Genomic DNA, 23,507 nt, shown 5'->3' with positions numbered 1-23,507 from the left:
ATCTAAAAAGAAAAGTGCTATAAATCAGTACTTTGAGAGTGATCTAAACATAAATCGGCCAAGCACTTGATAAATAAGAGATCAGTACTGAGAGTTGGTACGCGAAAGTAATATCCGTCTTTGATAATTGCTTTATACTCTATATCAAGTTCAACCAGTGTTTCAGAATGCTCAGAAACAAAAGATATAGGTGATAAAACTACAGGTATATTATCGTCTTTTGCGCGTGATAGCTCACTTTCAGTGCTAGGCTCCAACCATTTTACAGGGCCAACCTTACTCTGATAACATATTCCCCAATCAAGATCTTCAATATTCAATTTTTTTACTATTAATTTTACTGTTTTTTCTATCTGTGAAGCGTAAGGGTCGCCTTTTTTAATGATACTAAGAGGTAAGCTATGAGCCGAGAATAGGACTCTTGGCTTACCGATTTTGCTAGCTAATTTATAATATTTAGACGTCAGATTAACATGAGCTTCAATAAAGTCTTCATTGTCATAATAATGGTGAATTGTTTTTGTGTTACATTCCAGTTTGGCATTTTTTTGCCAATTCTCGATGGATGATAGAGTTGTGGTGGTTGAATATTGCGGATATAGTGGTAACAGAATGATTTCGTCAGGGTCGAATTGCTTTACGCTTTTAACAACTTCATCAGCAAATGGATGCCAATAACGCATGCAGATGAATATCTTATATACATGGTTTCCATTTTCATTTAATTTTAGTTCTAAAGCATCAGCTTGTGCTTTCGTATTCTCCAAGATTGGCGATTTACCTCCAATGTGCTCGTATATTTCTTGTGCAGTGCTTTCTCGCCTTTTGGAGATAAACTTTGCTAAAAGAAAGCGGAAAGGATTGAGTAGATTGACTATTCTTCTATCATAAAATAGATTAAACAAGAAAGGACGTACTGCACTTAGTGAATCAGGTCCACCAAGGTTAAATAAGATTACTGCCTTCTTCACTGACAGCACCTTTCTTCAGGTTTGCCTATAAAATCAGCTACACACTCATCAAGTTTAGTTACAGGCACTAAATTTCTCACACTAGCATACAATAGATGACCAGATCTCTTCACGTTACTCTGTGTAGATACAAAGTTTCTATCAAAAACCACATCAACACAAAAACTTGGCACTGTTTCAAAAAGTTCAACAGCAGCCAAAGATATCATTATACAGCTTTGTAGAGCCTTCAGAAAAATCGTAAGGGGAAAAAGTAAAACCCTAACAAAGAGAGAGGGAGGACTTTTCATTAGTTGTCTTTGATTAGGAGAATTATACTCAATATGCTGTCTGTTTTTATCAAAGATAGGAAATTTTATAATGTCTTTCTTAAATTCCTGCTCTATTTGTTTCTTGGTATAATTTTCATTATTAGTCATTTTTTTCAATAACTTTTCACGTAAGTGAAAGGTTCTTACAACAAAACATGTTGCAACCATCAGTGCAGCACATGTAAGTGCACATTCGATAAGGCTTATACTGCCTATCATAGACGGTAATACAAGACAAACAAACAGCGGTATGGCAATCATTTCGCCAAATGGAACAACGTTCTTTTTCATCGCAAAAGCGGCACCTTCTTTTAATTTTGTATTATTGTGTAAGCTATACTCTAAATAACTTAAAAATGCCAAATTAAAGGTTAAAAAACCTTTTGTTCCGCAGAAAATTGATGATTTAAGATTATTCACTAGTTTCTTACGACAGTAAACCATAAACTACCCCCTTGATGTTTTATTCTTGACTATAAATAAAAAATCTCTTTGATGGAACAAAAATTCGCAATAAAGTAAATATACGATCTTAATATAAGGAAATAGTATGGCAATTGAAAGAACACTTTCGATATTAAAACCTGATGCAGTAAAAAATAATATTACAGGTAATGTAAATTCTTACATTGAAAAATCTGGACTAAAAATTATAGCACAAATAATGATGCTGCTAACAAAAAAACAAGCAGAGCTGTTTTATGAAATTCATAAGGATAGGCCTTTTTTTGAGGAGTTAGTGGGATTTATGACTTCTGGGTCTGTGATAGTTCAAGTTTTAATCGGTGAAAATGCAGTCAGTAAATACAGACAAATCATGGGTGCTACAGATCCAAAACAGGCAGACAAAGGTACAATTAGGGGTGATTTTGCTCATGATATTAGCGAAAATAGAGTTCATGGTTCTGATAGTCTAGAGAATGCTCGTAGGGAAATAGCTTTCTTTTTTGCTGAATGTGAATTGGTATAGCTTTACTTTTCTATACAGAATTAGACCTTCTAGGCTTTATGTTGAACTACGGAATATTAACTAAACTTTTAGTTATGAAGAAAAAGCTTTATGTCAATTTCATGAATAGCATAGATAATATTTAAAATGGATCATGTTGTTAATGCTTATAATAGATCTGAAGCTTCTATAGTTAGAGGAGAAGGAGTATATCTCTTTGACAAGGATGGTAAAAAATATTTAGACTTTGCTGCGGGAATTTCTACAACCTCCCTAGGCCATTGTCATCCATACATTACAGACAAACTGAAAGAGCAATTAAGCTCATTGTGGCACTGCTCTAATATTTTCACTATCCCTGAGCAGGAAAGGCTTGCTCAGCGTTTAACAGAACTTACCTTTGCCGATAAAGTTTTTTTCTGCTCAAGTGGACTTGAAGCAACAGAAGCTGCAATTAAATTTATTCGCCGCTATTTCTACTTAAATGGACAAGAAAAGCGCAGTCACATCATTACAATTGAAGGAGGTTTTCATGGCCGCAGTATTGCTGCAATTTCAGCTGGGGGAAATGAAAAATCACGCGAAGGTTTTGCTCCACTCCTTTCTGGTTTTGATAAAGTTCCAAGAAATAACATTGAAGCATTAGAAAAGAAAATCAATAGCGAAACAGCTGCCATATTTTTAGAGCCCATACAAAGTGAAGGCGGAGTACATCCATTGGACGTAGAGTATCTTAAAAAAGTAAGAGAGATAACAAAAGCTCAAGGAATAATTTTATGCTTTGATGAAGTGCAATGCGGATATGGACGAATTGGCTCTCTATTTTACTATCAAAATATAGGAGTTGAACCTGATATGCTCACTTGTGCGAAGGCTATGGGTAATGGATTTCCTCTGGCTGCATGTTTAGTAAAAGATTATATAGCAGAAGCAATCACTCCAGGAACTCATGGGTCAACTTATGGAGGTAATCCACTTGCTATGACTGTTGGTAATGCAGTACTCGATGTAATGCTAAAGGAAGGCTTTTTTGACCATGTTAAGAAGGTCAGTAAATATTTAAAAGAAAAGTTGTTGCCTTTGACTGAAGAATTTCCGAAGATCATTTCAGAAGTTCGTGGGGAGGGTTTATTGATAGGGATAGAGCTTAGAGTACCTTTGGCTGATAAAATTGTTAAACAATCTCTTGACAAAGGCTTAATAATGACTAATATTTTAAATAATAAGGTAATAAGAATAACTCCTCCACTTGTTGTTGAGAGTATGCATGTGAATGCAGTGTGTGATATATTTCATGATTTATTTTTTTATATTAAAGATATATAGACTTGCAAATGCTTCTTACAACATATAAAATCAACTCTGTTTCTATATCGCAATAACATCATACTTTAATGGATTGGTTATTGATTTCAGTATTGTCAGCAATTTTCTTCTTGTTGATCTTATCGTTTTTGTTTTCAGGAGCAGAAATAGGGTTAACCTCAATTAGCCGCTCCCGAGTTAATAAACTAAAGCTAGATGGCAATAAAAGAGCTAAGATAATAGAACGCTTGTTGAATACAAAAGAATTAACAATAGGAACAATATTACTGTGCAATACAATTATTAACATTACTTGTTCCGCTTTATTTACAGCAATATTTATACATTTCTTTGAAAGTGAAGGCATCTTTCTTTCAACATTCATGATGACGTTTTGTATTTTGCTATTTTGTGAAGTTTTACCAAAAACTTACGCCATGCAAAATCCTGAAAAATTTACATTGCTTTCTTCTTATTTTATGCTGTTTTTTGTCAAGATTCTTTCTCCATTGACATTAGGCATTCAGTTTATTGTCAATCTCATTCTGAAGTTATGTGGGCTTCATAAGAATAGGGAGGTAATATCTGCAGCAGATGCAATGCGTAACATGATTACTCTTCATCGCAGTGAAGGAACTATGTTACAACAGGATTTAGATATGCTAAGTAGTATACTTGATTTGGCTGAGACAGAAATATCACAGATTATGACTCACAGGAGAAGCTTATTTTCTCTTGATATAGATCGAAACAAAGAGGATTTAATAAGAGAGATTTTAACCAGTAGCCATAGCAGAGTACCTTTATGGCAAAAAGAACCAGATAATATTGTTGGAGTGGTTCACGTGAAAAATCTAATAAATGCCTTGCGTGAAAAGGATAATAAAATAGAGATTGCCAAAGTTATGTCAAAGCCTTGGTTTATACCAGAAAGTACGCCACTCAGTGTACAACTTCACAACTTCCGTAAAAACAGGAAACACCTTGCATTTGTTATTGATGAGTATGGAACACTACAGGGAATCGTAACTCTTGAGGATATACTGGAAGAAATAGTTGGAGAAATTTCAGATGAACATGATTTGATCACAGAGAATTTTATAAAAAAGATATCCGATAATATGTATCACATAGAAGGAAAATCTACTATTAGGGATATTAATAGACAGTTACATTGGGATCTTCCTGATGAAGAAGCTACAACTCTAGCAGGTATGATTGTAAACGAGATAGAGCGCATTCCTGAAGAAAATGAAGAGTTTTCCATGTACGGTTTTTACTTTAAGATTTTAAAAAAAGATAAAAATATTATTACTATGATTGGAGTACAAGTAAAAACTGATAATACTGTAGTAGCAATTAATTAGTTGGGTTCTATGGAAGATACATTAAAAATAACGGCTGAAGATTTGAAGAACTATATAGAGAGAATAGAAAAACTTGAACAAGAAAAGAGGGATGTGCAAGATCACATTCGTGATGTATATGCAAAAGCTGCAGATGAAGGTTGGGATATAAAAGTGATGAAACAGATTATTAGGCTAAGAAAGATGGATGATGATGACAGGGAGGAACAGGAAATATTACTTGATACCTACAAACGTGCATTGGGAATGAATTACGAAGGTGAATAGTAGGATTGTAATTGGAATAAGTGGAGCATCTGGTTCTATTTACGGTGTACGGATTCTAGAGGCACTAAAAAATACCAATCATGAAACTCATTTAGTGATCAGCAGTGCTGGAAAAATAACTATAGCTCATGAGATTAAAGAAAAACTTGAAGATATTATGTCGCTTGCAGATTTTTACTATTCTGAAGAAAAAATAGGAGAAAAAATAGCAAGCGGCTCATTTAAAACCTCAGGTATGGTTATTGCTCCATGTTCTATGAAAACAATGTCTGAAATAGCATCGGGGGTGACTTCCAATCTATTAACAAGGGCTGCAGATGTAACTCTAAAAGAAAGAAGAAAATTAGTTCTTATGGTGCGAGAATCTCCACTACATCTTGGACATCTACGAAATATCTTAAAACTAACGGAGATGGGAGCAATTATTGCTCCGCCGATGCCTGCTTTTTATATTAAACCAAAATCTTTGGATGATATTGTAAATCATTCTGTTGGTAAAGTATTGAATTTATTTGATATCGCATTACCTGACTTCGAGGAGTGGCAAGGAAATGTCAATTATTATTAACGGTAAAAAAACAGCAAATGATCTCTGTGAGGAGCTATCAAAAAAAATTGATATTTTAAAGAAAGAGTATAATGTTTTTCCTTGTCTTAAAGTAATTCTCGTGGGTAGCAATCCAGCAAGTCAGGTCTACGTTCGTAATAAACAAAGAAAAGCAGAATCAATAGGCATAAGTTCTGAAACTATTGTTTTGCCTGATAGTATCTCAGAAGATGAATTGATTGAAAAAGTTAATACATTAAATGAAGATTCATCTGTGCATGGAATTTTAGTTCAGTTACCTTTACCAAAGCACATCAGTGCAAGCAGAATAATTAATACAGTAAGTGTTGAAAAAGATGTAGATGGCTTTCATGATGAGAATGTTGGCAGGTTAGTTAAAGGTGAAAAAAATTGTCTGATACCTTGTACTCCCAAAGGTTCTTTGCATTTAATTAAGTCAGTTGAAAATAATCTGTCCGGTAAAAATGCGGTAATCATTGGCAGATCAAATATTGTGGGTAAGCCAATGTTTCACCTATTGTTGCAAGAAAATTGCACTGTTACCATCTTGCATTCACAAAGTAGGGATTTAGCTGATTATTGCTCTAAGGCGGATATAGTAGTTGCAGCAGTTGGAAAGCCAAATTTTGTTCAACCAGATTGGATAAAAAAAGGTGCAATAGTGATTGATGTTGGCATAAATAGCATTAACATAGGAAATCAAAGTAAGCTTGTGGGTGATGTTGACTTTGAGGGAGTAAAAGAAAAAGTCAAAGCTATTACTCCAGTGCCTGGTGGAGTTGGCCCGATGACAATAGCATTTCTTATGATCAACACTTTAGTTGCTGCTTGCTTACAGAAGGGAGTTGATCCTTCTGATTTTATTGCTTAAGGTTTAGCTTAATGTTAGCATAAACAGAATACCTTTGCAAATAGCACATATATAGCACCAAGCATACAACTGTGTATAGGGATTCAAAGTGTTCATAGCTTAAAAATTATAACGTATACCTACTTCTATGATTGCATCTGGTTTTTTCATCGGTGGTTTAAAGCCACTTAATTGACCGCTTGCAGCAATAGCAACTGTGCCAACTATCTGCGGAATAATTTCACAATCAACACCTAACTTTACTTTATAGGAAATAGCACCCAGTATTTTATCTAGTGTTTCATTTTGACCTGCGGCTGCAGCTACAGTTGCAGCCGAATTTGGAGTGTTAACTGCATTTGTATCCTCACCAAGACCAAAAGATGGCAATATTCGAATATATCCACCCAGTCCTATACTAGCATATAATTTAATAGGATCAATTTCAAGATCAGGATAGTAAAGGTAATTTGCCAACAAACTAGCTCCTACTTTCCTTTTTTGTTTATCAGTTATATCACTTATGTTAGCAAGAACCTCAAGTTCAAACTTAGAATTTTTGTTATGATGATAACCAAAGACAACGTTAGGGTTCAATTTAAAGCTTTCACCCCATCGAGTCCCAAAGTTTAAACCTACATAACCTACATAGTAATGATCTTCGTACTGGTCTTCATATCGATCTTCGTATTGATCTTCACAATGATCTTTGTGTTGATCTTCATACTGATCTTTGTACTGGTCTTCATACCGATCTTTGTACTGATCTTCTAACTCACTTGTACCATTACTAGCTGTACTTGCTAAAGCAATCAACACAGCGAACACTTTCATCGTTCTCATATAATTCATACACATTACTTCCTTAAAACAGACTGGAATAAGTGTTCAAACATGCTAGCAGCAAGTTTTGAGCATTGCTTATGGTTACACCTAACCATTAAACATGTACACAATGCCATCCAGCATTAAAAACTATAACGTACTCCTACTTCCAGCATCGCATCTGGTATTTGTTTTGCTTTTAAACCACTCAGTTGCCCGCCTACGGTTAAAGCAGCTGTACCAACTATCTGTGGAGCAACTTCATAATCAACACCAACCTTCAGTTTGTACGAAATAGCACCCAGTATTTTATCTAGTGTTTCAGTGCCAACAATGTCAAAAGGATATACTTGTAGATGTCCTCCTAAACCTCCACTGACATATAGTTTCACAGGATCAATGTCAACGTCAGGATAATAACGGTAATGTGCTAATAAACTAGCTCCCATTTTCTTGTTTTTGTCCTTTCCTTCTGCATCCTTACCTCCAAACATATCACTTACGTCAGTGAGAATCTCAAGTTCAAACTTAGAGCTTTTATCATAATTATAACCAAAAACTAAGCCAGGTTTTATTTTTAATCCAGTGCCCCATCCACCACCAAAGTTTAAACCTGCGTAGTACTGCTCTTTTGCACTATTACTAGCTGCTTTATTACTAGCTGCACCTGCTAGAGATGAAGTGAGCAAAACAGCTAAAACACACAATCCTTTTATTTTCATATAACTACCCATACAAAAAAATATATAATGCACAAGTATATATCCTTTATATTAAAAAAGATATAACCTCATATCAAAAAAAGTATACCTACGAAATTAGGGACATGCTACTCAAAATTTTTATATAACTATGTTTACTACCTTATTTGGTACAGCATATATAGTGCGAATTTTGCTTTGATCGATTTTGTTAGATACAGAACCTGTTGCTATTTTCTTCAATTCTTCTTGAGGTAAATCAGTTTCTACTTTGATAGTCGCACGCAACTTTCCATTAATCTGTACTGCCACAGTTACCATATTATCAATTAGTAGTGATTCATCAGCTTTTGGCCAAGGTTGCATATATAGCATGCCTTCGCCTCCTATTTTTTGCCATAAATTTTCAGCCAGGTGTGGCATGAATGGCTCAATTACTCTGATTAGTATGCATATACCTTCATCAATAAGAGATTTTCCAGTTTTTACGTCTATTTCAGCTATTAAATTTGTCATTTCACGAAACTTTGCTACCACACAGTTTAATCTGCAGTTTTCCAAGTCATCTGTAAGCACTTGCAATAGTTTATGGATTTTTTTTCTGTACTCTAGGAGTTTACCTACAATGTTTTCATTATCATAGTGTATGTTTACGGGCCTAAGTTGCACTACCATACGCCACAATTTATTTATGTAGCGAAAACAACCTTCCACGCCATCATCAGACCATTCCATATCTTTTTCTGGGGGGGTATCGGATAATACAAACAAACGAGCAGTATCAGCACCGTATTTTTCTATGATAAAGTTTGGGTCAACTGTATTCTTCTTTGACTTACTCATCTTTTCGACTTTTCCAACTTGGATCTTAGCACCCTTCGCAATCAACTCTTTTGCTTCTTCGGGAAAGAGCCATTTGCCATTCTCATCTTTATAAGTTATATGGCAGACCATTCCTTGAGTGATTAAAGTAGAGAAAGGCTCTTTAACATCAAAATAGCCACATTTAGTTAAAGCACGGCAGAAAAACCTTGAGTAAAGCAAATGTAGAATTGCATGTTCTATTCCACCTATGTAATAATCAACAGGCATAAAACGATTACAAGTATCTTTATTAATCGATTTATTTTCACTGCAAAATGCAGCAAAATACCAAGAAGATTCAAAAAAAGTGTCAAATGTATCAGTTTCACGTTCTGCTTGCTTTCCGCACTTTGGACAATCAACAAATTTCCAGGTTGGGTGCTTATACAGGGGATTACCACCACTTGTAAATTCTACATCCGTTGGTAGAACAACAGGGAGGTCTTTTTCTGGAACTGGAACAATTCCACAATCTTTACAATGTATAATAGGTATAGGACATCCCCAATAACGTTGCCTTGAAATTCCCCAATCATGCAAACGGTAGTTTACTGTTTTTTTGCTTATTCCTTTTTCTTCAAGTTTTTTTATGATTACTTTTTTTGCCTCATTAATCATTAGTCCGTTTAAGAATTCAGAATTGAACATCACTCCATCACCGAAGTACGGTTCTTTTAAGATCTCTGTGCTCTCTGTGCTCTCTTCACAAACTACAGGAATAATCGGTAAACCATACTTCTGTGCAAATTCAAAATCACGCTGATCATGTGCAGGGCAACCAAAAATCGCACCTTCTCCATACTCCATCAACACAAAATTCGCTATATAAATTGGTAATTCCTTGTCGAGAAATGGGTGCCTGACGTTCAGTCCAGTGTAAATTCCAATTTTTTCATCATTCTCCCCCTTTGCCTTCATATTACCAATAAAGTCTCTTATTTCTTTGTCCTTAAGGTCTTGTACAATAGGGTGCTCTGCTCCTACTGCAAGAAAAGAAGCTCCAAATAAAGTATGAGGAGAAGTTGTAAAAATCTTTAACTTCTTATTCAAGCCAACTATTTCAAAATCTATAGTTACACCTTCAGATTTTCCTATCCATCGTTCTTGCATAGTTTTGACTTTTTCTGGCCAATTTTTTAAACTTTGCAGACAATGAAGCAAATCTTCAGCAAAATCAGTAATCTTTAAAAACCATTGGAATAACTTACGTTTTTCAATAACTGTACCTGATCGCCATCCTTTTCCATCAACCACTTGCTCATTTGCAAGCACTGTTTGGTCCACTGGATCCCAATTAACCCACGACTCTTTTCGATAGGCAAGACCATGCTTTAAAAAATCCAGAAAAAATTTCTGTTCGTGTTTGTAATAATCAGGCTCACATGTGGAGAGCTCACGATCCCAATTGTATGAAAGACCTATAGATTTTAGCTGCGTGCGCATATTATCTATATTATCTTGTGTCCATGCTGCAGGGTTAATGTTATTGTCCCTTGCTGCATTTTCAGCTGGTAATCCAAACGCATCCCAGCCAATTGGGTGCAAAACCTCAAATCCACGAGCTCTCTTGTAACGTGCTATAACATCTCCTATTGCATAGTTACGCAGGTGCCCCATATGAATCTTACCAGATGGATATGGAAACATTTCCAACACGTAACATTTCTTCTTTTTACTATCTTTGCTTACAGAAAAATCCCACTTATTTTGGTAGAATTTTTCAACGTTTTTAAAATCATATTTCATAAATTCAATCACAGTTTATATGTACTAAAGGATCGACTGCTTGACCATTATGTCTTATTGTGAAACACATCTGCGGATCTTTATCTTGTGTGCTTGATTTACCTGCAGATCCAATTACTTGACCTTGTTTTACTTTATCACCAATTTCAACTTGTATGTTTTTTAAATAGGAGTACATAGTCATGTAATTATCTTTATGTTCCACTATAATTAAATTTCCGTACCACCTCAGGCCTTTGCCTACGTATATTACTTTGCCAGGTGCAGAAGCAATAACCTTTGTTCCACTTTGAGCAGTAATTTTTATGCCATCTTGACATATTTTATCAGAAGAGGTAACTGCACCTTTAACCGGTATTACAAATTTACACATGCTTTGTGCATTATTGTTATATACCTTATCTACAAAGGCTTTTCTACTTTCTTTTCGCAGCGAAGAATCAACATTTTCTTTAATCAAATGATACTCCCTTGTGTACTCTAGGTCTCTTTTCCCATAAAATTCTTCGCCTTTAAGTAGTACAGGTGCAGGTTTTTGCAGGCCACAGCTTATCATTATTGCTGATAATATAAAGAACAAGGCTATACGACACATACACTTATCTCTAGATATATCAACTTTCACAAAACTTTATAGTGTTTTTCGTCTATTTATTACTTTCTTCATTTATTTTATCAGTCAAATAGTCTCTTAAATCGGTAAGTTCTTTCAACAAATTTCTTGAATAATGATCAATTCTTACATCGTTACCAAATTCCTTTTGTACTCCTTTTATTGTATATCCTTTGTCATATAGCATATATTTTATTTTCTTTATTGCCTCTATACACTTATGATCATATAGTCTTCTTCCCTTCCGTTTTATGGGTTTAATTTGATGGAATTGACTTTCCCAGAATCTTAAAACATGCTGCTCCAAATGTAGTTCTTCAGCTACTTCTCCAATTGTGTAAAATAATTTTTCCTTATTCATCGGTTGTTTATTAATTTCTTCATCATTTTTGAAGGTCTAAAAGAAATTGATTTTCTCGCTTTAATTACTACCCTTTCCGATGTCTTTGGTATATTTCCTGGTCTTTCTTTCTTGTTTTTAACCAAAAATGTTCCAAATGAAGATATTTTTACTATTCCATCCTTTGCTAAGCTCGTTTTTATCTCATCCAATATGTCATCTATTATTGCAATAGAGTCTTCTTTCGATAATCCAATTTCCTGGTTTATACATTCAGCTATTGTTGCCTTAGTTACTGTTGTGTCTTTTGTTGTCATAATTTATTACAGTATGTTAATATAATATAACAATCGACTCAAGATTCAGCTACTTTATTTTTATAGTATGTTTCTTTTGTAGCATAATTAAAAATACTAGCAAATGTTAACATTGCAAATATTGTGAAAAGCGCCATTTGATGATCTGAAAAAAGTGCTAAAATTGACACTAAAATTCCACTCATAACAAACATAAATCCATTGATAATGGATGATGATGTGCTAATATACTTCTGCTCAACAATCTCACTACCAACAGTAAAATTAAGCATATGTCCTCCTGCAAAAAAACCAAACATTAACATACAAAAGTATATAATATGAACTGTTAAATTACCGCATAGTAAAATAATAGCTGAAATACTTTGCAATGTGGCAAAAGCAGAGATTACGTGCCTTCTATTTTTAAATAGATTTGAGATTAGATCTGCAATTGGAGCACCAACTGCAAGACCAAGCCACAATATTGCAGTTGCCACACCTAACTCCATTGTATTGAGTTCTAAGTTGCTTAGTAACCTTGGTGCCCACAGCATATTAAGCGCTAAAAATGTTCCAAAAGTAATAGCACCCACTATTGAGGTTATCCAGATATCTCTTAATTTTAGCACTGTTAGTACAGAACATATTACTGTTTTTATAGAGCTCTTTATTGTGTATTCCCCCAAATTTTTTTTTGAAAGTCCTTTCGGATAAAAAAACATAAGTACGAATATCGATACGCCAAATAATATTACGCATACAATAAGATTTTTCCAATCTGCACCTTCGGCAAGCAAGCTAGAGAAGCACATTTGAATCATCAAAGCAGAAAGACTTGAAATTGTCTGCACTAGTGAGAACATCAGTCCAAATTGAGTAAGGGGAAAATATGTGCTACTTACATGAGCAGCGCCAACAAAACCAAACGATGCTCCAATTGCGATCAAAAATTGAGATAAAATTAAATGGGCAAAATTGTCACTCTTGATAAGGACAAAAAAACCAAAGAGCATGATTGACAATGAGAAAAAATAAATTTTTTTGCTGGAAAAAACATTAAACATTGCCCCACTAAAAAATTGTGAGATAGCAAAAGTCCAAGTATATGCTGAATTAGCTAGTGCAACTTGCGCAATCGTGAGCCCAAGTTCTTTTTCAAGATTCACGCTTATAAAGGTGTAGATTATCTGCATATTGCTGAATACAACAATCAAGTTACTGATTAGCCAAATGAACCAAGCTTTATTTTCCATAAGATTTTTTATAAATAGTCCATTGATAATAAACCTCTTTTAGGCTCTGATTATTGTTAAAACAGTTGCAATTATAGTATGATATAAAAGCTATGAAACAACAAATTTGTTGTGAGATTTAATTTGTTAGAGTCTGTACATAATCTCAAGAAAGAAATAAGTTCAACAATCATTACCTATAAGATAAAAGGTGAAAATTTGAAATTATCATGAACTGGCTCATTTTTCTGCCACTTAGATGATGTTTTTTCAAATTGTTGATAAATCAAAGTCAGTTTAGCTATTAATTATTCATCTTTTTTCTAATTATGCAGTGGATCTATTATTAAACCTTTCAATAATACTTTTTATTTTTGCTGCCTCTTCAAACTCTAAATTTTCAGCATGCTTCAACATTTGCTTTTTCAAACTATTTAGATCATCCTTGCTAAAATTCTCAATCACCACTTTTTCCTGTAAAGTATTTGATATAGGCTTTATTATAGTTTTTGGTACAATATTATGCAGTGTATTATGCTCTGTCTGTTTCTTTCTTCTCCTTTCAGTTTCTTTCAGTGCACGATCCATAGAATTAGTAATTTTGTCTGCATATAAAATTACTCTGCCTTCAACATTTCGTGCAGCACGACCTATCGTTTGAATGAGCGAAGTCTCTGATCGTAAAAACCCTTCTTTGTCAGCATCTAAAATTGCAACCAATCCACACTCGGGAATATCAAGACCTTCCCGCAACAAGTTAACGCCAACAAGAACATCTATTTCTTTAGATCTTAATTTGCATATAATTTCAATTCTTTCCAGTGCACCAATATCTGAATGTAGGTAAGTTACTTTCATACTGAGCTCACTCATATGCTCAGCTAGCTTTTCAGCCATTTTTTTTGTCAATGTGGTAATTAGAATACAAAATCCTTTTTTTATTGTTACTTGCGCCTCGTGAATCACATCATCAACCTGACTCTCTGTTGGTTTTATGGTGCAGATGGGATCTGTCAGTCCTGTTGGGCGGATAACTTGCTCTATAAATGCGTGATTAGTCTTTTCTAATTCATATTTTCCTGGAGTAGCCGAAACGTAAATAGTCTGTGGCCGTATTGCCTCCCACTCTTCCAATTTTAATGGACGGTTATCAAAAGCAGAAGGTAGCCTAAAACCATAATCTATCAATTTCTTTTTACGTGCTTCATTACCGCTATACATTGCACCTATCTGGGGAACGGTTACATGGCTTTCATCAACAAATAAAATTACATCTTTAGGTAAATACTCAAACAATGTAGGCGGTGGATCTCCGGCTTTCATTCCGTAAAGATAACGCGAATAATTTTCAATACCTTTACACACTCCCGTTGCCATCATCATTTCAATATCAAAATTAGTACGCTGCTCAAGGCGTTTTGCTTCAACAATTTTGTTCTGTGAATAGTAATAATCCAAGCGTTCATGTAGTTCTTTTTTAATCAACTGAACTGCTTGCAAAAGAGTCTCACGTGATGTAGTGTAATAGCTGTTTGGAAAAATGGTGACTTTATCTATACGTCTGATAATATTGCCGTTCATGGCATCAATCTCAGAAATTTCCTCTATTTCATCACCAAACAATGATAAACGCCAAGCTTTATTTTCATAATAGGCAGGAAATATATCAATAATGTCGCCGCGCACTCTGAAATATCCTCGCTCAAATCTGACATCAGAACGTTTATATTGGAGATTAACTAAATTATTCAGAAAGTCATTAACATGAATCTTATCTCCGGCACTTAAAGTCAAGGTCATGCTGAGATAGCTCTCAGGCGAACCAAGACCATATATACAAGAAACACTCGCAACTACAATCGTGTCCCTACGCTCCAAAAGAGAGCATATAGCAGAATAGCGTAGCATATCAATTCTTTCATTTATTAAAGAGTCTTTTTCAATATAAGTGTCTGTTTGTGGTGAATAAGCCTCAGGCTGATAATAATCATAATAAGAAATGAAGTATCCAACAGCATTGTGAGGAAAAAATCCTCTCATCTCCTCGTAAAGCTGCGCCGCTAAAGTTTTATTATGTGCCATAATTAACGCAGGCCTGTTTGTTCTTGCAATAACATTTGCCATAGTAAAAGTTTTTCCAGAGCCAGTTACTCCAAGTAAAACCTGATCTCTTTTATTACTATTTAACCCTGCAACTAAGTTGTCTATTGCCTGTGGTTGATCTCCAGCTGGCTGAAAATGTGTAACTATTTGAAATTCCATACCTTTATATTTTCATAATGTATTTATTACTATACAATACATTTGCTAGTGTAAATAAGGTATGAAAGAATGAACATAAAAAACTCTATTTTTTCTTTTTATAGAGCCTGCTCCAAATCCTGTTGTTGGTTAATACAAAAAACACCGTCAAAATTATAAAATATGTCACTATTTTTAGCCCAAGTTTATGTCGGCGCTCCAGTTCTGGCTCTGCTGCCCATTGTAAGAAATTTACCACATCATATGCCATATTTTCAACTGTGGCTTGCCTTGTACCATCATATTCTACCATTCCTTCAGAGAGTGGTGGTGCCATAGCTAACCTGCCTGTTGAAAAATATGGATTAAAATATAAACCGTTCTCATCATGTTCACCGTTTTGATAACCAATTAGTAGTGAATAGACATAATTTGCACCATCATGTCTTGCTTTGACAATTAATGATAAGTCCGGTGGAATTGCTCCATTGTTGCTTGCTGCAGCTGCTTCTTTTGTATCAAAAGGTGCAATAAAATAATCCGAAGACACTCCCGGCCTATCAAACATTTCACCCAAATCATTCGGACCATCTTTAACTTGGTAAGAGGCTGCAATTTGTTTTACATCCTCTTCAGAAAAACCAACATCTTGCAAATTACGAAACGCTATTCTATTCATTGAATGGCAAGCAGCACAGACTTCCTTGTATACTTTATAGCCACGCTGAATTGACTCTCTATCGAAAGATCCAGTAATTCCATCAAAACTCCAGTCGATTTTCTTATTTGGTAAAGGTTTAAACTCCTCTGCAGACAAAGAATTAGCGAAAAATAATACACAAAACACAGCAACTTTAACCAATAGCATCACTTCATCTCCGGCACGGAATCGCTTATTGTTTTTGGTAATTTTTTTGGTTTCTCATACTTACTAAGTAAAGGTAAAATTATCACAAAATATGAAAAATAATAAAGAGTTGAGAGCCTACTTAAAGTAATGTAAGGCTCCTTAACTTCTTGTCCCCCAAGCCAGGCAAGAAATGCAAAATTTATTGCAAAAACCCAAAAAAATTTCTTAAATAATGGACGGTAGGAACCACTTTTAACCTTTGATTTATCAAGCCAAGGCAAAAGAAACCATACTAAAATAGATCCAAACATGGTAAGTACACCAATAAGTTTATTTGGAATTGAACGCAGCATCGCATAAAAAGGTAAGAAATACCACTCTGGCACTATATGTACTGGAGTTACCATAGGATCAGCCTCTATATAATTATCAGGATGCCCAAGATAATTAGGGGCATAAAAAACAAATGCAAATAAAATTATAAAAAATAAACCAAAAGTTATGCAGTCCTTTGCTATATAGTAAGGATAAAAAGGAATGGTATCCTTATCTGACCTGACTTCTATTCCACTTGGATTATTAGAGCCAAACCTATGCAGAGCAACAACATGCAACATAGCTAAAGCGATAATAATGAAAGGCATAAGATAATGCAGCGCAAAAAAACGATTGAGCGTTGGATTATCAACAGAGAAACTTCCCCATAGCCATATAACTATTTTATCACCAATTAAAGGTATAGCCGAGAATAAATTAGTTATAACTGTTGCACCCCAAAAACTCATTTGTCCCCATGGAAGAACATATCCCATAAAGGCAGTTGCCATCATTGCAAAAAATATAAATATGCCAATAAACCATACCATTTCTCGCGGTCTCTTATAAGATCCGTAATATAATCCACGCATGATATGAACATAGACCACCATAAAGAAGAGCGACGCCCCAACAGCATGAGTATAACGTATCAGCCATCCATAACTTACGTCACGCATTATACGCTCCACACTATTAAATGCATGATCAACATGCGGAGTGTAGTGCATGGCAAGAAATATACCTGTTATTATTTGTAAAATCAGCGCTATACCAGCTAAAGAACCAAAATTCCAAGCATAATTTAAATTTTTTGGTACTTGATAAGAAGCAGTATGTTTTAGAAAAGAAAATATAGGCAGTCTATACTCTATCCAACCTAATATACCTTTTTCTTCTATTATTTCTTTTTTGCTATCATCTTCCATAACTTAAAGCTTTGTCATCTTAACTCATTGTATTGTAACAATTTAACGCTAATAAACAATAAAAAGTTTAAGTTTAAAGAGTAGATTTCACAAAAACAAGCACTCAAATTTGAGTGCTTGTTTTAAAGGGATTTTTGATGACATACACCTTTAGATATTGTTGAATTGCTTAATAAACTTCGAGGACATTGATCAAGTTTTTCAAACTCACTAATTACCATCTTGATATCCCTTTCTATAGCACTAACCTTTCTTTCTCTAATTTGCTCCAATGTCAAAAGTGAATCATCCAATGGTCTTGAATATTTCCTCCCGATAAACTTTCTGATTACCACGTCAGCTAGCAGAGCTGTTCCATTAAAATCAACTTGCGAAAAATCAATTGGGCTTCCAGTCAAATGTGCAACAGATTGCTGTGCGGGAGGTAAAGCAGGGGCACTCTGAAATAAGCTACTGAGTGCAGCAGTTGTTGAAGTTCCCATCCAACTAAATATACTATTAATAAAAGAAGAAGGTCTTACTGCACTACTTGGTGCAAGAGTAGTATCACCTGGGTTTACATTGGCACTCTCTGCTTCTGCAACAATCTCTTTTATCGTTTTACCGGGATAAAATAACTTAACATAATCTGATGGTGTCTCGTTCCTTATATCCTTAACATTATCAATATCAGCACCACTATCGTATAACAGCTTCATTATTTTTGGACGTTTTAAACTAATAGCCAAATATATAGGTGTGTGCCCCCGTCTGTTTTGAACATTGACGTCAGCATGATATTCAATAAGAAGCTCTACTATTTTTTGGTAATCTTTCTGAATGGCAATATGTAGACACGAATCTTGTGAAGAATCATTAAAATCAAATTTGCCATCTGGACTAGCACCATGTTTAAGTAGGACCTCTACTTTTTCCGAACTATTTTTATCTATAGCCCAGCCTATAAGAGTACGTTTTTCACCAGCATATGAAAAATAACCACTAATGCTAGCCTTTTTATCGATTAGAAGCTCTATCATTTTTTTGGTGCCCTTTGTAACAGCATAGTATATAGGAGGCACACGAAAAAAGTCCTCAATATTAACATCTGCACCATTCTCAATTAAAAACCTCATCATTTCTAAATCTTGTTTACTAACAGCAATCGATAAAGGTGAGTTACCATTTCTATCTTTAGAGTTAATAACATTAGTAGTATGTGTCTTTCCTTCTCTAATATACTCCTCAGCTTTTTGAAAATCACGTTCCTTTACTGCAGAACGTAACCCATCTCTCCATTTTTCAACTTCTGTTTTTGTAACCATAACCCTCCTAAAGGATAAAATTTTTGCCCTTATACCACATAATTTGGGCATATGCTAGTGAAATTTATATGTAAAATTAAAAAAAATTTACAACGTAAGAGATTGTTATTTGATCACGTGCTACATTTAGTTTTTGTACAAAACACCATAAGCCTCCTTAGTTTGCTTAAATTGCTTAGCAGCTTATTCTCAACATATAAGAGCTTTAACTTAAAGAGGATTATACGAAAATAAGCACTCAAGCTTGAGTGCTTATTTTAACTGATTAAAAGGGACTTTTGATGTATACCTTTAGATATCGTTAAATTGCTTAATGAACTTTCAGGACATTGATAAAGTTTTTTAAACTTACTAAGTGCTGTCTCGAAGTTTTTTTCTATAGTGTTAAGCTTTCTTTCTCTAATTTCTTCTATTGTGAGAAGTGAATTGTCCAGTGTCCTTGAATATTTTTTTCCTGTGAACTTACTCATTGCTGCAGCAGTTAGTAGAATTATTCCATTACAATCAACTTGTGAAGAACTAATTGGGCTACGATCTAAGTGGTCAACAGATTGCTGTGCAGGAAGTAAAGTAGGAGCACTGCTGAATAAGCCATTGAGTGTGGCAGTGGTTACCCAACTAAATATACTATTAATAGAAGAAGAAGGTTTTACTGCACCGCTTGTGATGCTGCTAGCTTCTTTAAAATCTGCTCTGGTAGGAGTGGAGGAAGAGTTCACTGTGCTACTTGCCAAGTTTTTGGTATTACTAACTTCCAATTCTATCTTAATTGCTTTGGTAGGGGATAATTGAAGACTCGCTGCACTACTTACAAAATCTGTGCTGTCGTTAGCGTCTTTAATACCTGCTTTTATAGAAGTTAATTTTGCTTCACAGTCAGCTTCAGTAGAACTGCTCAATACAGATTCTATTTTTTGAATTTCACTACTACTACATTCATCTTTTCTAGCATTTCCAACAACATCTAATGCTGTTTTGCCATACTGACTTTGAATACTAGCATCAGCACCCTTGCAGAGTAGGAGTTTTACCATATTTAAATGACAGTGGTCAGATGCTAAGTACAGAGGTGTAAAGCCTTTATAATTTGTAGCATTGATGTTAGCATCACGATCAAGTAAAAACTTTGCTATTTCTAGTTTATCATGTCTAGCAGCAATGTGCAAGGGAGTACTCAAATATCGATTACTAATAGTAGTATTAACATCAGCACCGCTGTTACATAAAAACTCTAATATCTTTAAATTACCCAAGAGAGTAGCATGATGTATAGGTTTCATATAGTATCTTTCATAATTCAAAACTTCATTTTTTATTTGTTCATACTCTATCTCTTTAATACATTCTTTAACTTTCTGAAAATCACCTCTGCTTATAGCAGAAACTAATTTTCTTCCTAAAATCTCAATTATTTTTTGTTTTTCCATCAAATACCTCCTAAAAGAGAATCTCCCGGGTTTATATCATGCAACTTAATATGTGCAAGCAAAATTTACAGAGAAAAATTTCAATAGTTAAAAATTAGGTCTTCAGCAACCTACCACGTTAACTTTTGTACAAAATATGCTGAGCTTCATTATTCAAATTTTTTTGCTCTTAATAAGAAGCAATCTGCTTTAGAAAAGGAAATAAGGGATAAGTTTTGTAAATAAGCACTCGAATTAGAGTGCTTAGTTTAACTGATTTAGAGGTGCTTTTGATGATGCACGCCTTTAGATATTGTGAAGTTGCTCAGTGAGCTTTCAGGATACTGATGAAGCTTGTCACACTTGCTAAGTGCCATCTTGACATCTCTTTCTAGAGAATTAAGTTTTCTTTCTTTAACCTGTCTTATCGTTAAAAGTGAATCATCCAGTGGCATTGAATATCTTTTCCCTGTGAACTTACTTATTGCTACAGCAGTTAGCAGAATTATTCCATTACAATCAACTTGTGAAGAACCAATTGAGCTTCCAGTTGAATGTGCAATAGATTGCTGTGCAGGAGGTAAAGCAGGGGTACTTTGAAATAGGCTACTGAGTACAGCAGTAATTGAAGTTCTCACATAACTAAACATACTATTAATAAAAGAAGAAGGTTTTACTGCGCTGCTTAACGCATTTGTACTATTATCATGATAGCTAAAGTAATTCCTAGCTTCTATTACCTTAGGATTTGCTCTAGAAGCTAATGTCTGACAATTAACTTCTTTATCAGCACATTTTAATGTAGATATTATTTTTTGCCTTGTATTACTAGTACATATAGATTTTGGATCATCTCCAACAACATCTAGTGGTATTCTACCACCCGCATCTCTTATATAAATATTAGCATCATGCTTGATAAGAAGTTCCACCATTGCCACTTGGCAATGGAAAGACGCTAAGTGCAAAGGCACCTTACCCGTTATATCTTGCAAATTGATCTTAGCATAACGACTAAGTAGAAGCTGTCCTGCATCTTCTCTGCCATATTCAGCAGCAACGTGCAATGCAACTCTCAAGCTTTCACTACTAGCAGCATTAACATTGGCGCCGTTATTAACCAAAAACCTCAATATCTTTAAGCTATTTTCTTTCACAGCAAAACTTATAGGTTTCATACCGTATTTTTCACCAATAAAAATCTGCTTTCTTAGGTTCATGTACACTGCACTTCTGATACATATGTTAGCTTTTAGAAGACTATGCTCTTTTATGGCAATAAATAACTCATTTACAAAGTTCTCAGTTTTTATCCGTTTTTGCATCCCTTGCATCAAATATCTCCTAAAAGACAACGTTCCCGATTTTGTATCACACAATTTGATATATACAAGCAAAATTTACAGAGAAAAATTTCAATAGTTAAAAATTAGGTCTTCATCAATCTATCACTTTAACTTTCGTACAAGACATGCTGAGCTTCCTTATTCAAATTTTTTTGCTCTTAATAAGAAGCAATATGCTTTAGAAAAGGAAATAAGGGATAAGTTTTGTAAAATAAGCACTCGAATTAGAGTGCTTATTTTAACTGATTTAGAGGGACTTTTGATGCATACCTTTAGATATCGTTAAATTGCTTAATGAACTTTCAGGACATTGATAAAGTTTTTCACACTTACTAAGTGCTGTCTCGAAGTTTTTTTCTATAGTGTTAAGCTTTCTTTCTCTAATTTCTTGTATTGTGAGAAGTGAATCGTCCAGTGGCCTTGAGTATTTTTTCTCTGTGAACTTTCTGATCATTACATCAGTTAGTAGAGCTATTCCATTAAAATCAACTTGTGAAGAACCAATTGGGTTACCATCTAAGTGGTCAACAGATTGCTGTGCAGGAGGTAAAGCAGTAGCACTGCTGAATAAGCCACTGATGGTGGTAGTTATCCCACTAAATATACTGTTAGTAAAAGAGAAAGGTTTTACCGCATTGCTTGCAGTGCTGCTAACTTCTTCAAAGTTTTCTCTGATAAGAGTGAAAGAAGAGTTCACTGTGCTACTTGCCAAGTCTTTGGTATTATTAACTTCCAATTCCGTCTTAATTGCTTTGGTAGGGGATAATGAAAAACCCGCTGTACTACTTGCTGCATCTGGAGTATCACCAGCTTCTAATTCTAACTTAGAATTTGTTCTAGCAGAAAGTAATAGTTCTGTACAATTATTTTTATGAAATCTTAACACAGCTAAGAATATTTTTTTTATGTCACAGCCATCACTGCAAAGACTTTCATAACCTGGGATAACCTCAAATGCTATTTTGCCATTTGCACTTCTAATATTAAGATCAATAGCTTTATTATTGAGCAGAAAACTAGCGATATCTAATCGACAATAAAAAAAGGCTAAGTGTAAAGCTGTAAAACCTTGCATTACTTGGGAAGTGGTACTACTAGTACAATGATATATCATTTCTTTTATTTCTGTTTTGCTACTCATGTTAGTAACGTACGAGTAAGGAACAAGACATCCATCACTAACAGCATTAATATTAGCATTATTTTTAAGCAAAAACCGCACTATCTCTAAGCTACCTTTATAAACAGCAAGATGTATAGGTGCCATACCATCTTTTTTACCATTAATAATCTCTTTTTCTTTATTTATATATCTTGCCTTTTTAACATATCTTTTAACTTTCTTAATATTAAGCTCATCTATAGCCGCAAATAAATTCTTTCTCAATCTCTCAAGTTTTTTCATCAAATACCTCCTAAAGAATAATGTTTCCGGCTTTATATCATGCAACTTAATATGTACAAGCAAAATTTACAGAGAAAACAATGGTTAAAATTAGGTCTTCATCAACCTATCACGTGCTGCGTTTAACTTTTGTGCAAAATATTCCGATCCTCCCTTGTCTGGATGGACCAGTTTCATTAAATTTTGGTATGCCTTATTGATTTCATTTTGGCTTGCCTCGGAATTCAGCCCCAGTATTTTTAATGCTTCATCTTTAGACATATTATCACCAGTGTAATTTTTGGTGTAACTTTTACTGCTGTTAAATTCGTTCAAAAACTTACTTAATATAGAGTTCATCATAAAACTTATGTTATTTCTCTTTGTCAAAAAGAGAAAAAATACAACAACGCTAGGTAAAACAAACGTGATTATTGTGAATATCAAAAAAAGGAAGAAGATGAATGACATGTATATTTTTTTATCATTTTATGATTAAATAGTAACAATTATAATTGTCATGG

At 34.4% G+C, this 23,507-nt stretch carries 23 protein-coding genes; 6 read left to right on the top strand and 17 right to left on the bottom strand.

Annotated elements, in window-relative coordinates; all coding sequences use genetic code 11:
* Window positions 1-17: 17 nt before the first annotated feature.
* Window positions 18-971: a ferrochelatase gene (gene hemH / locus AAHF52_RS04085; RefSeq protein WP_214303197.1), complete on the bottom strand. Its 954-nt coding sequence runs from the start codon at window positions 969-971 to the stop codon at window positions 18-20.
* Entirely contained in the window at window positions 968-1,726 is a 759-nt protein-coding gene (locus AAHF52_RS04080; RefSeq protein ID WP_264376642.1) for a hypothetical protein, read from the bottom strand. Before AAHF52_RS04080 ends, hemH begins: the two co-directional genes overlap by 4 nt.
* A 106-nt stretch (window positions 1,727-1,832) precedes the next feature.
* Between AAHF52_RS04080 and ndk the strand changes: the two genes are divergently transcribed.
* From ndk to folD, 6 genes are all read left to right on the top strand, one after another.
* The gene (ndk, locus tag AAHF52_RS04075; RefSeq protein ID WP_264376641.1) at window positions 1,833-2,252 is read left to right on the top strand and encodes a nucleoside-diphosphate kinase; all 420 of its coding nucleotides are present in this window, start codon (window positions 1,833-1,835) and stop codon (window positions 2,250-2,252) included.
* Window positions 2,253-2,378: 126 nt separating this feature from the next.
* A complete protein-coding gene (locus AAHF52_RS04070) occupies window positions 2,379-3,557 on the top strand; it encodes an aspartate aminotransferase family protein (protein WP_264376640.1) in 1,179 nt (392 codons plus the stop codon).
* 68 nt (window positions 3,558-3,625) lie between these two features.
* The gene (locus tag AAHF52_RS04065; protein WP_342068377.1) at window positions 3,626-4,903 is read left to right on the top strand and encodes an HlyC/CorC family transporter; all 1,278 of its coding nucleotides are present in this window, start codon (window positions 3,626-3,628) and stop codon (window positions 4,901-4,903) included.
* A gap of 9 nt (window positions 4,904-4,912) precedes the next feature.
* Window positions 4,913-5,170: a DUF2312 domain-containing protein gene (locus tag AAHF52_RS04060; RefSeq protein ID WP_007302162.1), complete on the top strand. Its 258-nt coding sequence runs from the start codon at window positions 4,913-4,915 to the stop codon at window positions 5,168-5,170.
* The gene (locus AAHF52_RS04055) at window positions 5,163-5,738 is read left to right on the top strand and encodes a UbiX family flavin prenyltransferase (protein ID WP_007302161.1); all 576 of its coding nucleotides are present in this window, start codon (window positions 5,163-5,165) and stop codon (window positions 5,736-5,738) included. Before AAHF52_RS04060 ends, AAHF52_RS04055 begins: the two co-directional genes overlap by 8 nt.
* Window positions 5,722-6,609, top strand: coding sequence for a bifunctional methylenetetrahydrofolate dehydrogenase/methenyltetrahydrofolate cyclohydrolase FolD (gene folD / locus AAHF52_RS04050; protein ID WP_007302160.1), 888 nt, complete (start codon window positions 5,722-5,724; stop codon window positions 6,607-6,609). Before AAHF52_RS04055 ends, folD begins: the two co-directional genes overlap by 17 nt.
* 99 nt (window positions 6,610-6,708) lie before the next feature.
* Here the strand turns inward: folD and AAHF52_RS04045 are convergent, their stop codons facing one another.
* The 15 genes from AAHF52_RS04045 to AAHF52_RS03975 form a co-directional block, all read right to left on the bottom strand.
* Window positions 6,709-7,446 (bottom strand): hypothetical protein, encoded by a 738-nt coding sequence (locus AAHF52_RS04045; protein ID WP_012481902.1) that lies wholly within the window; start codon window positions 7,444-7,446, stop codon window positions 6,709-6,711.
* A gap of 110 nt (window positions 7,447-7,556) precedes the next feature.
* Window positions 7,557-8,135 (bottom strand): outer membrane beta-barrel protein, encoded by a 579-nt coding sequence (locus AAHF52_RS04040; RefSeq protein ID WP_026097243.1) that lies wholly within the window; start codon window positions 8,133-8,135, stop codon window positions 7,557-7,559.
* Window positions 8,136-8,255: 120 nt separating this feature from the next.
* Window positions 8,256-10,724: a leucine--tRNA ligase gene (gene leuS, locus AAHF52_RS04035; RefSeq protein ID WP_264376638.1), complete on the bottom strand. Its 2,469-nt coding sequence runs from the start codon at window positions 10,722-10,724 to the stop codon at window positions 8,256-8,258.
* A gap of 4 nt (window positions 10,725-10,728) precedes the next feature.
* Window positions 10,729-11,319 carry a murein hydrolase activator EnvC family protein gene (locus AAHF52_RS04030; protein WP_064085749.1) on the bottom strand — a complete coding sequence of 197 codons (591 nt, stop codon included), beginning with the start codon at window positions 11,317-11,319 and terminating at the stop codon, window positions 10,729-10,731.
* Window positions 11,320-11,371: 52 nt separating this feature from the next.
* Window positions 11,372-11,698 carry a MerR family transcriptional regulator gene (locus tag AAHF52_RS04025; RefSeq protein WP_012481900.1) on the bottom strand — a complete coding sequence of 109 codons (327 nt, stop codon included), beginning with the start codon at window positions 11,696-11,698 and terminating at the stop codon, window positions 11,372-11,374.
* Window positions 11,695-11,994 carry an integration host factor subunit alpha gene (locus tag AAHF52_RS04020; protein ID WP_007302154.1) on the bottom strand — a complete coding sequence of 100 codons (300 nt, stop codon included), beginning with the start codon at window positions 11,992-11,994 and terminating at the stop codon, window positions 11,695-11,697. The genes AAHF52_RS04025 and AAHF52_RS04020 overlap by 4 nt, the downstream gene beginning before the upstream one ends.
* A 38-nt stretch (window positions 11,995-12,032) precedes the next feature.
* Window positions 12,033-13,229 (bottom strand): MFS transporter, encoded by a 1,197-nt coding sequence (locus AAHF52_RS04015; protein ID WP_254229426.1) that lies wholly within the window; start codon window positions 13,227-13,229, stop codon window positions 12,033-12,035.
* 306 nt (window positions 13,230-13,535) lie between these two features.
* The gene (gene uvrB / locus AAHF52_RS04010) at window positions 13,536-15,470 is read right to left on the bottom strand and encodes an excinuclease ABC subunit UvrB (RefSeq protein WP_264376637.1); all 1,935 of its coding nucleotides are present in this window, start codon (window positions 15,468-15,470) and stop codon (window positions 13,536-13,538) included.
* An 85-nt stretch (window positions 15,471-15,555) separates the two neighbouring features.
* Entirely contained in the window at window positions 15,556-16,317 is a 762-nt protein-coding gene (locus tag AAHF52_RS04005; RefSeq protein WP_052264708.1) for a cytochrome c1, read from the bottom strand.
* A complete protein-coding gene (locus AAHF52_RS04000; protein ID WP_264376635.1) occupies window positions 16,317-17,543 on the bottom strand; it encodes a cytochrome b in 1,227 nt (408 codons plus the stop codon). Before AAHF52_RS04000 ends, AAHF52_RS04005 begins: the two co-directional genes overlap by 1 nt.
* 122 nt (window positions 17,544-17,665) lie before the next feature.
* The gene (locus AAHF52_RS03995) at window positions 17,666-18,847 is read right to left on the bottom strand and encodes an ankyrin repeat domain-containing protein (protein WP_264376634.1); all 1,182 of its coding nucleotides are present in this window, start codon (window positions 18,845-18,847) and stop codon (window positions 17,666-17,668) included.
* A gap of 257 nt (window positions 18,848-19,104) precedes the next feature.
* A complete protein-coding gene (locus AAHF52_RS03990) occupies window positions 19,105-20,274 on the bottom strand; it encodes an ankyrin repeat domain-containing protein (RefSeq protein WP_214303204.1) in 1,170 nt (389 codons plus the stop codon).
* 257 nt (window positions 20,275-20,531) lie between these two features.
* Window positions 20,532-21,587, bottom strand: a complete 1,056-nt coding sequence (locus AAHF52_RS03985) for an ankyrin repeat domain-containing protein (protein WP_052264827.1) — start codon at window positions 21,585-21,587, stop codon at window positions 20,532-20,534.
* A 259-nt stretch (window positions 21,588-21,846) separates the two neighbouring features.
* Window positions 21,847-23,004 carry an ankyrin repeat domain-containing protein gene (locus AAHF52_RS03980; RefSeq protein WP_264376633.1) on the bottom strand — a complete coding sequence of 386 codons (1,158 nt, stop codon included), beginning with the start codon at window positions 23,002-23,004 and terminating at the stop codon, window positions 21,847-21,849.
* Window positions 23,005-23,094: 90 nt separating this feature from the next.
* Entirely contained in the window at window positions 23,095-23,346 is a 252-nt protein-coding gene (locus AAHF52_RS03975; protein WP_245609393.1) for a J domain-containing protein, read from the bottom strand.
* Window positions 23,347-23,507 lie beyond the last annotated feature (161 nt).

This window comes from Wolbachia endosymbiont (group B) of Melanargia galathea, assembly GCF_964030625.1.
Taxonomy (GTDB): domain Bacteria; phylum Pseudomonadota; class Alphaproteobacteria; order Rickettsiales; family Anaplasmataceae; genus Wolbachia.
Note: the sequence above shows the minus strand (reverse complement) of the source record. Positions and strands in the feature narration are given on the sequence as shown.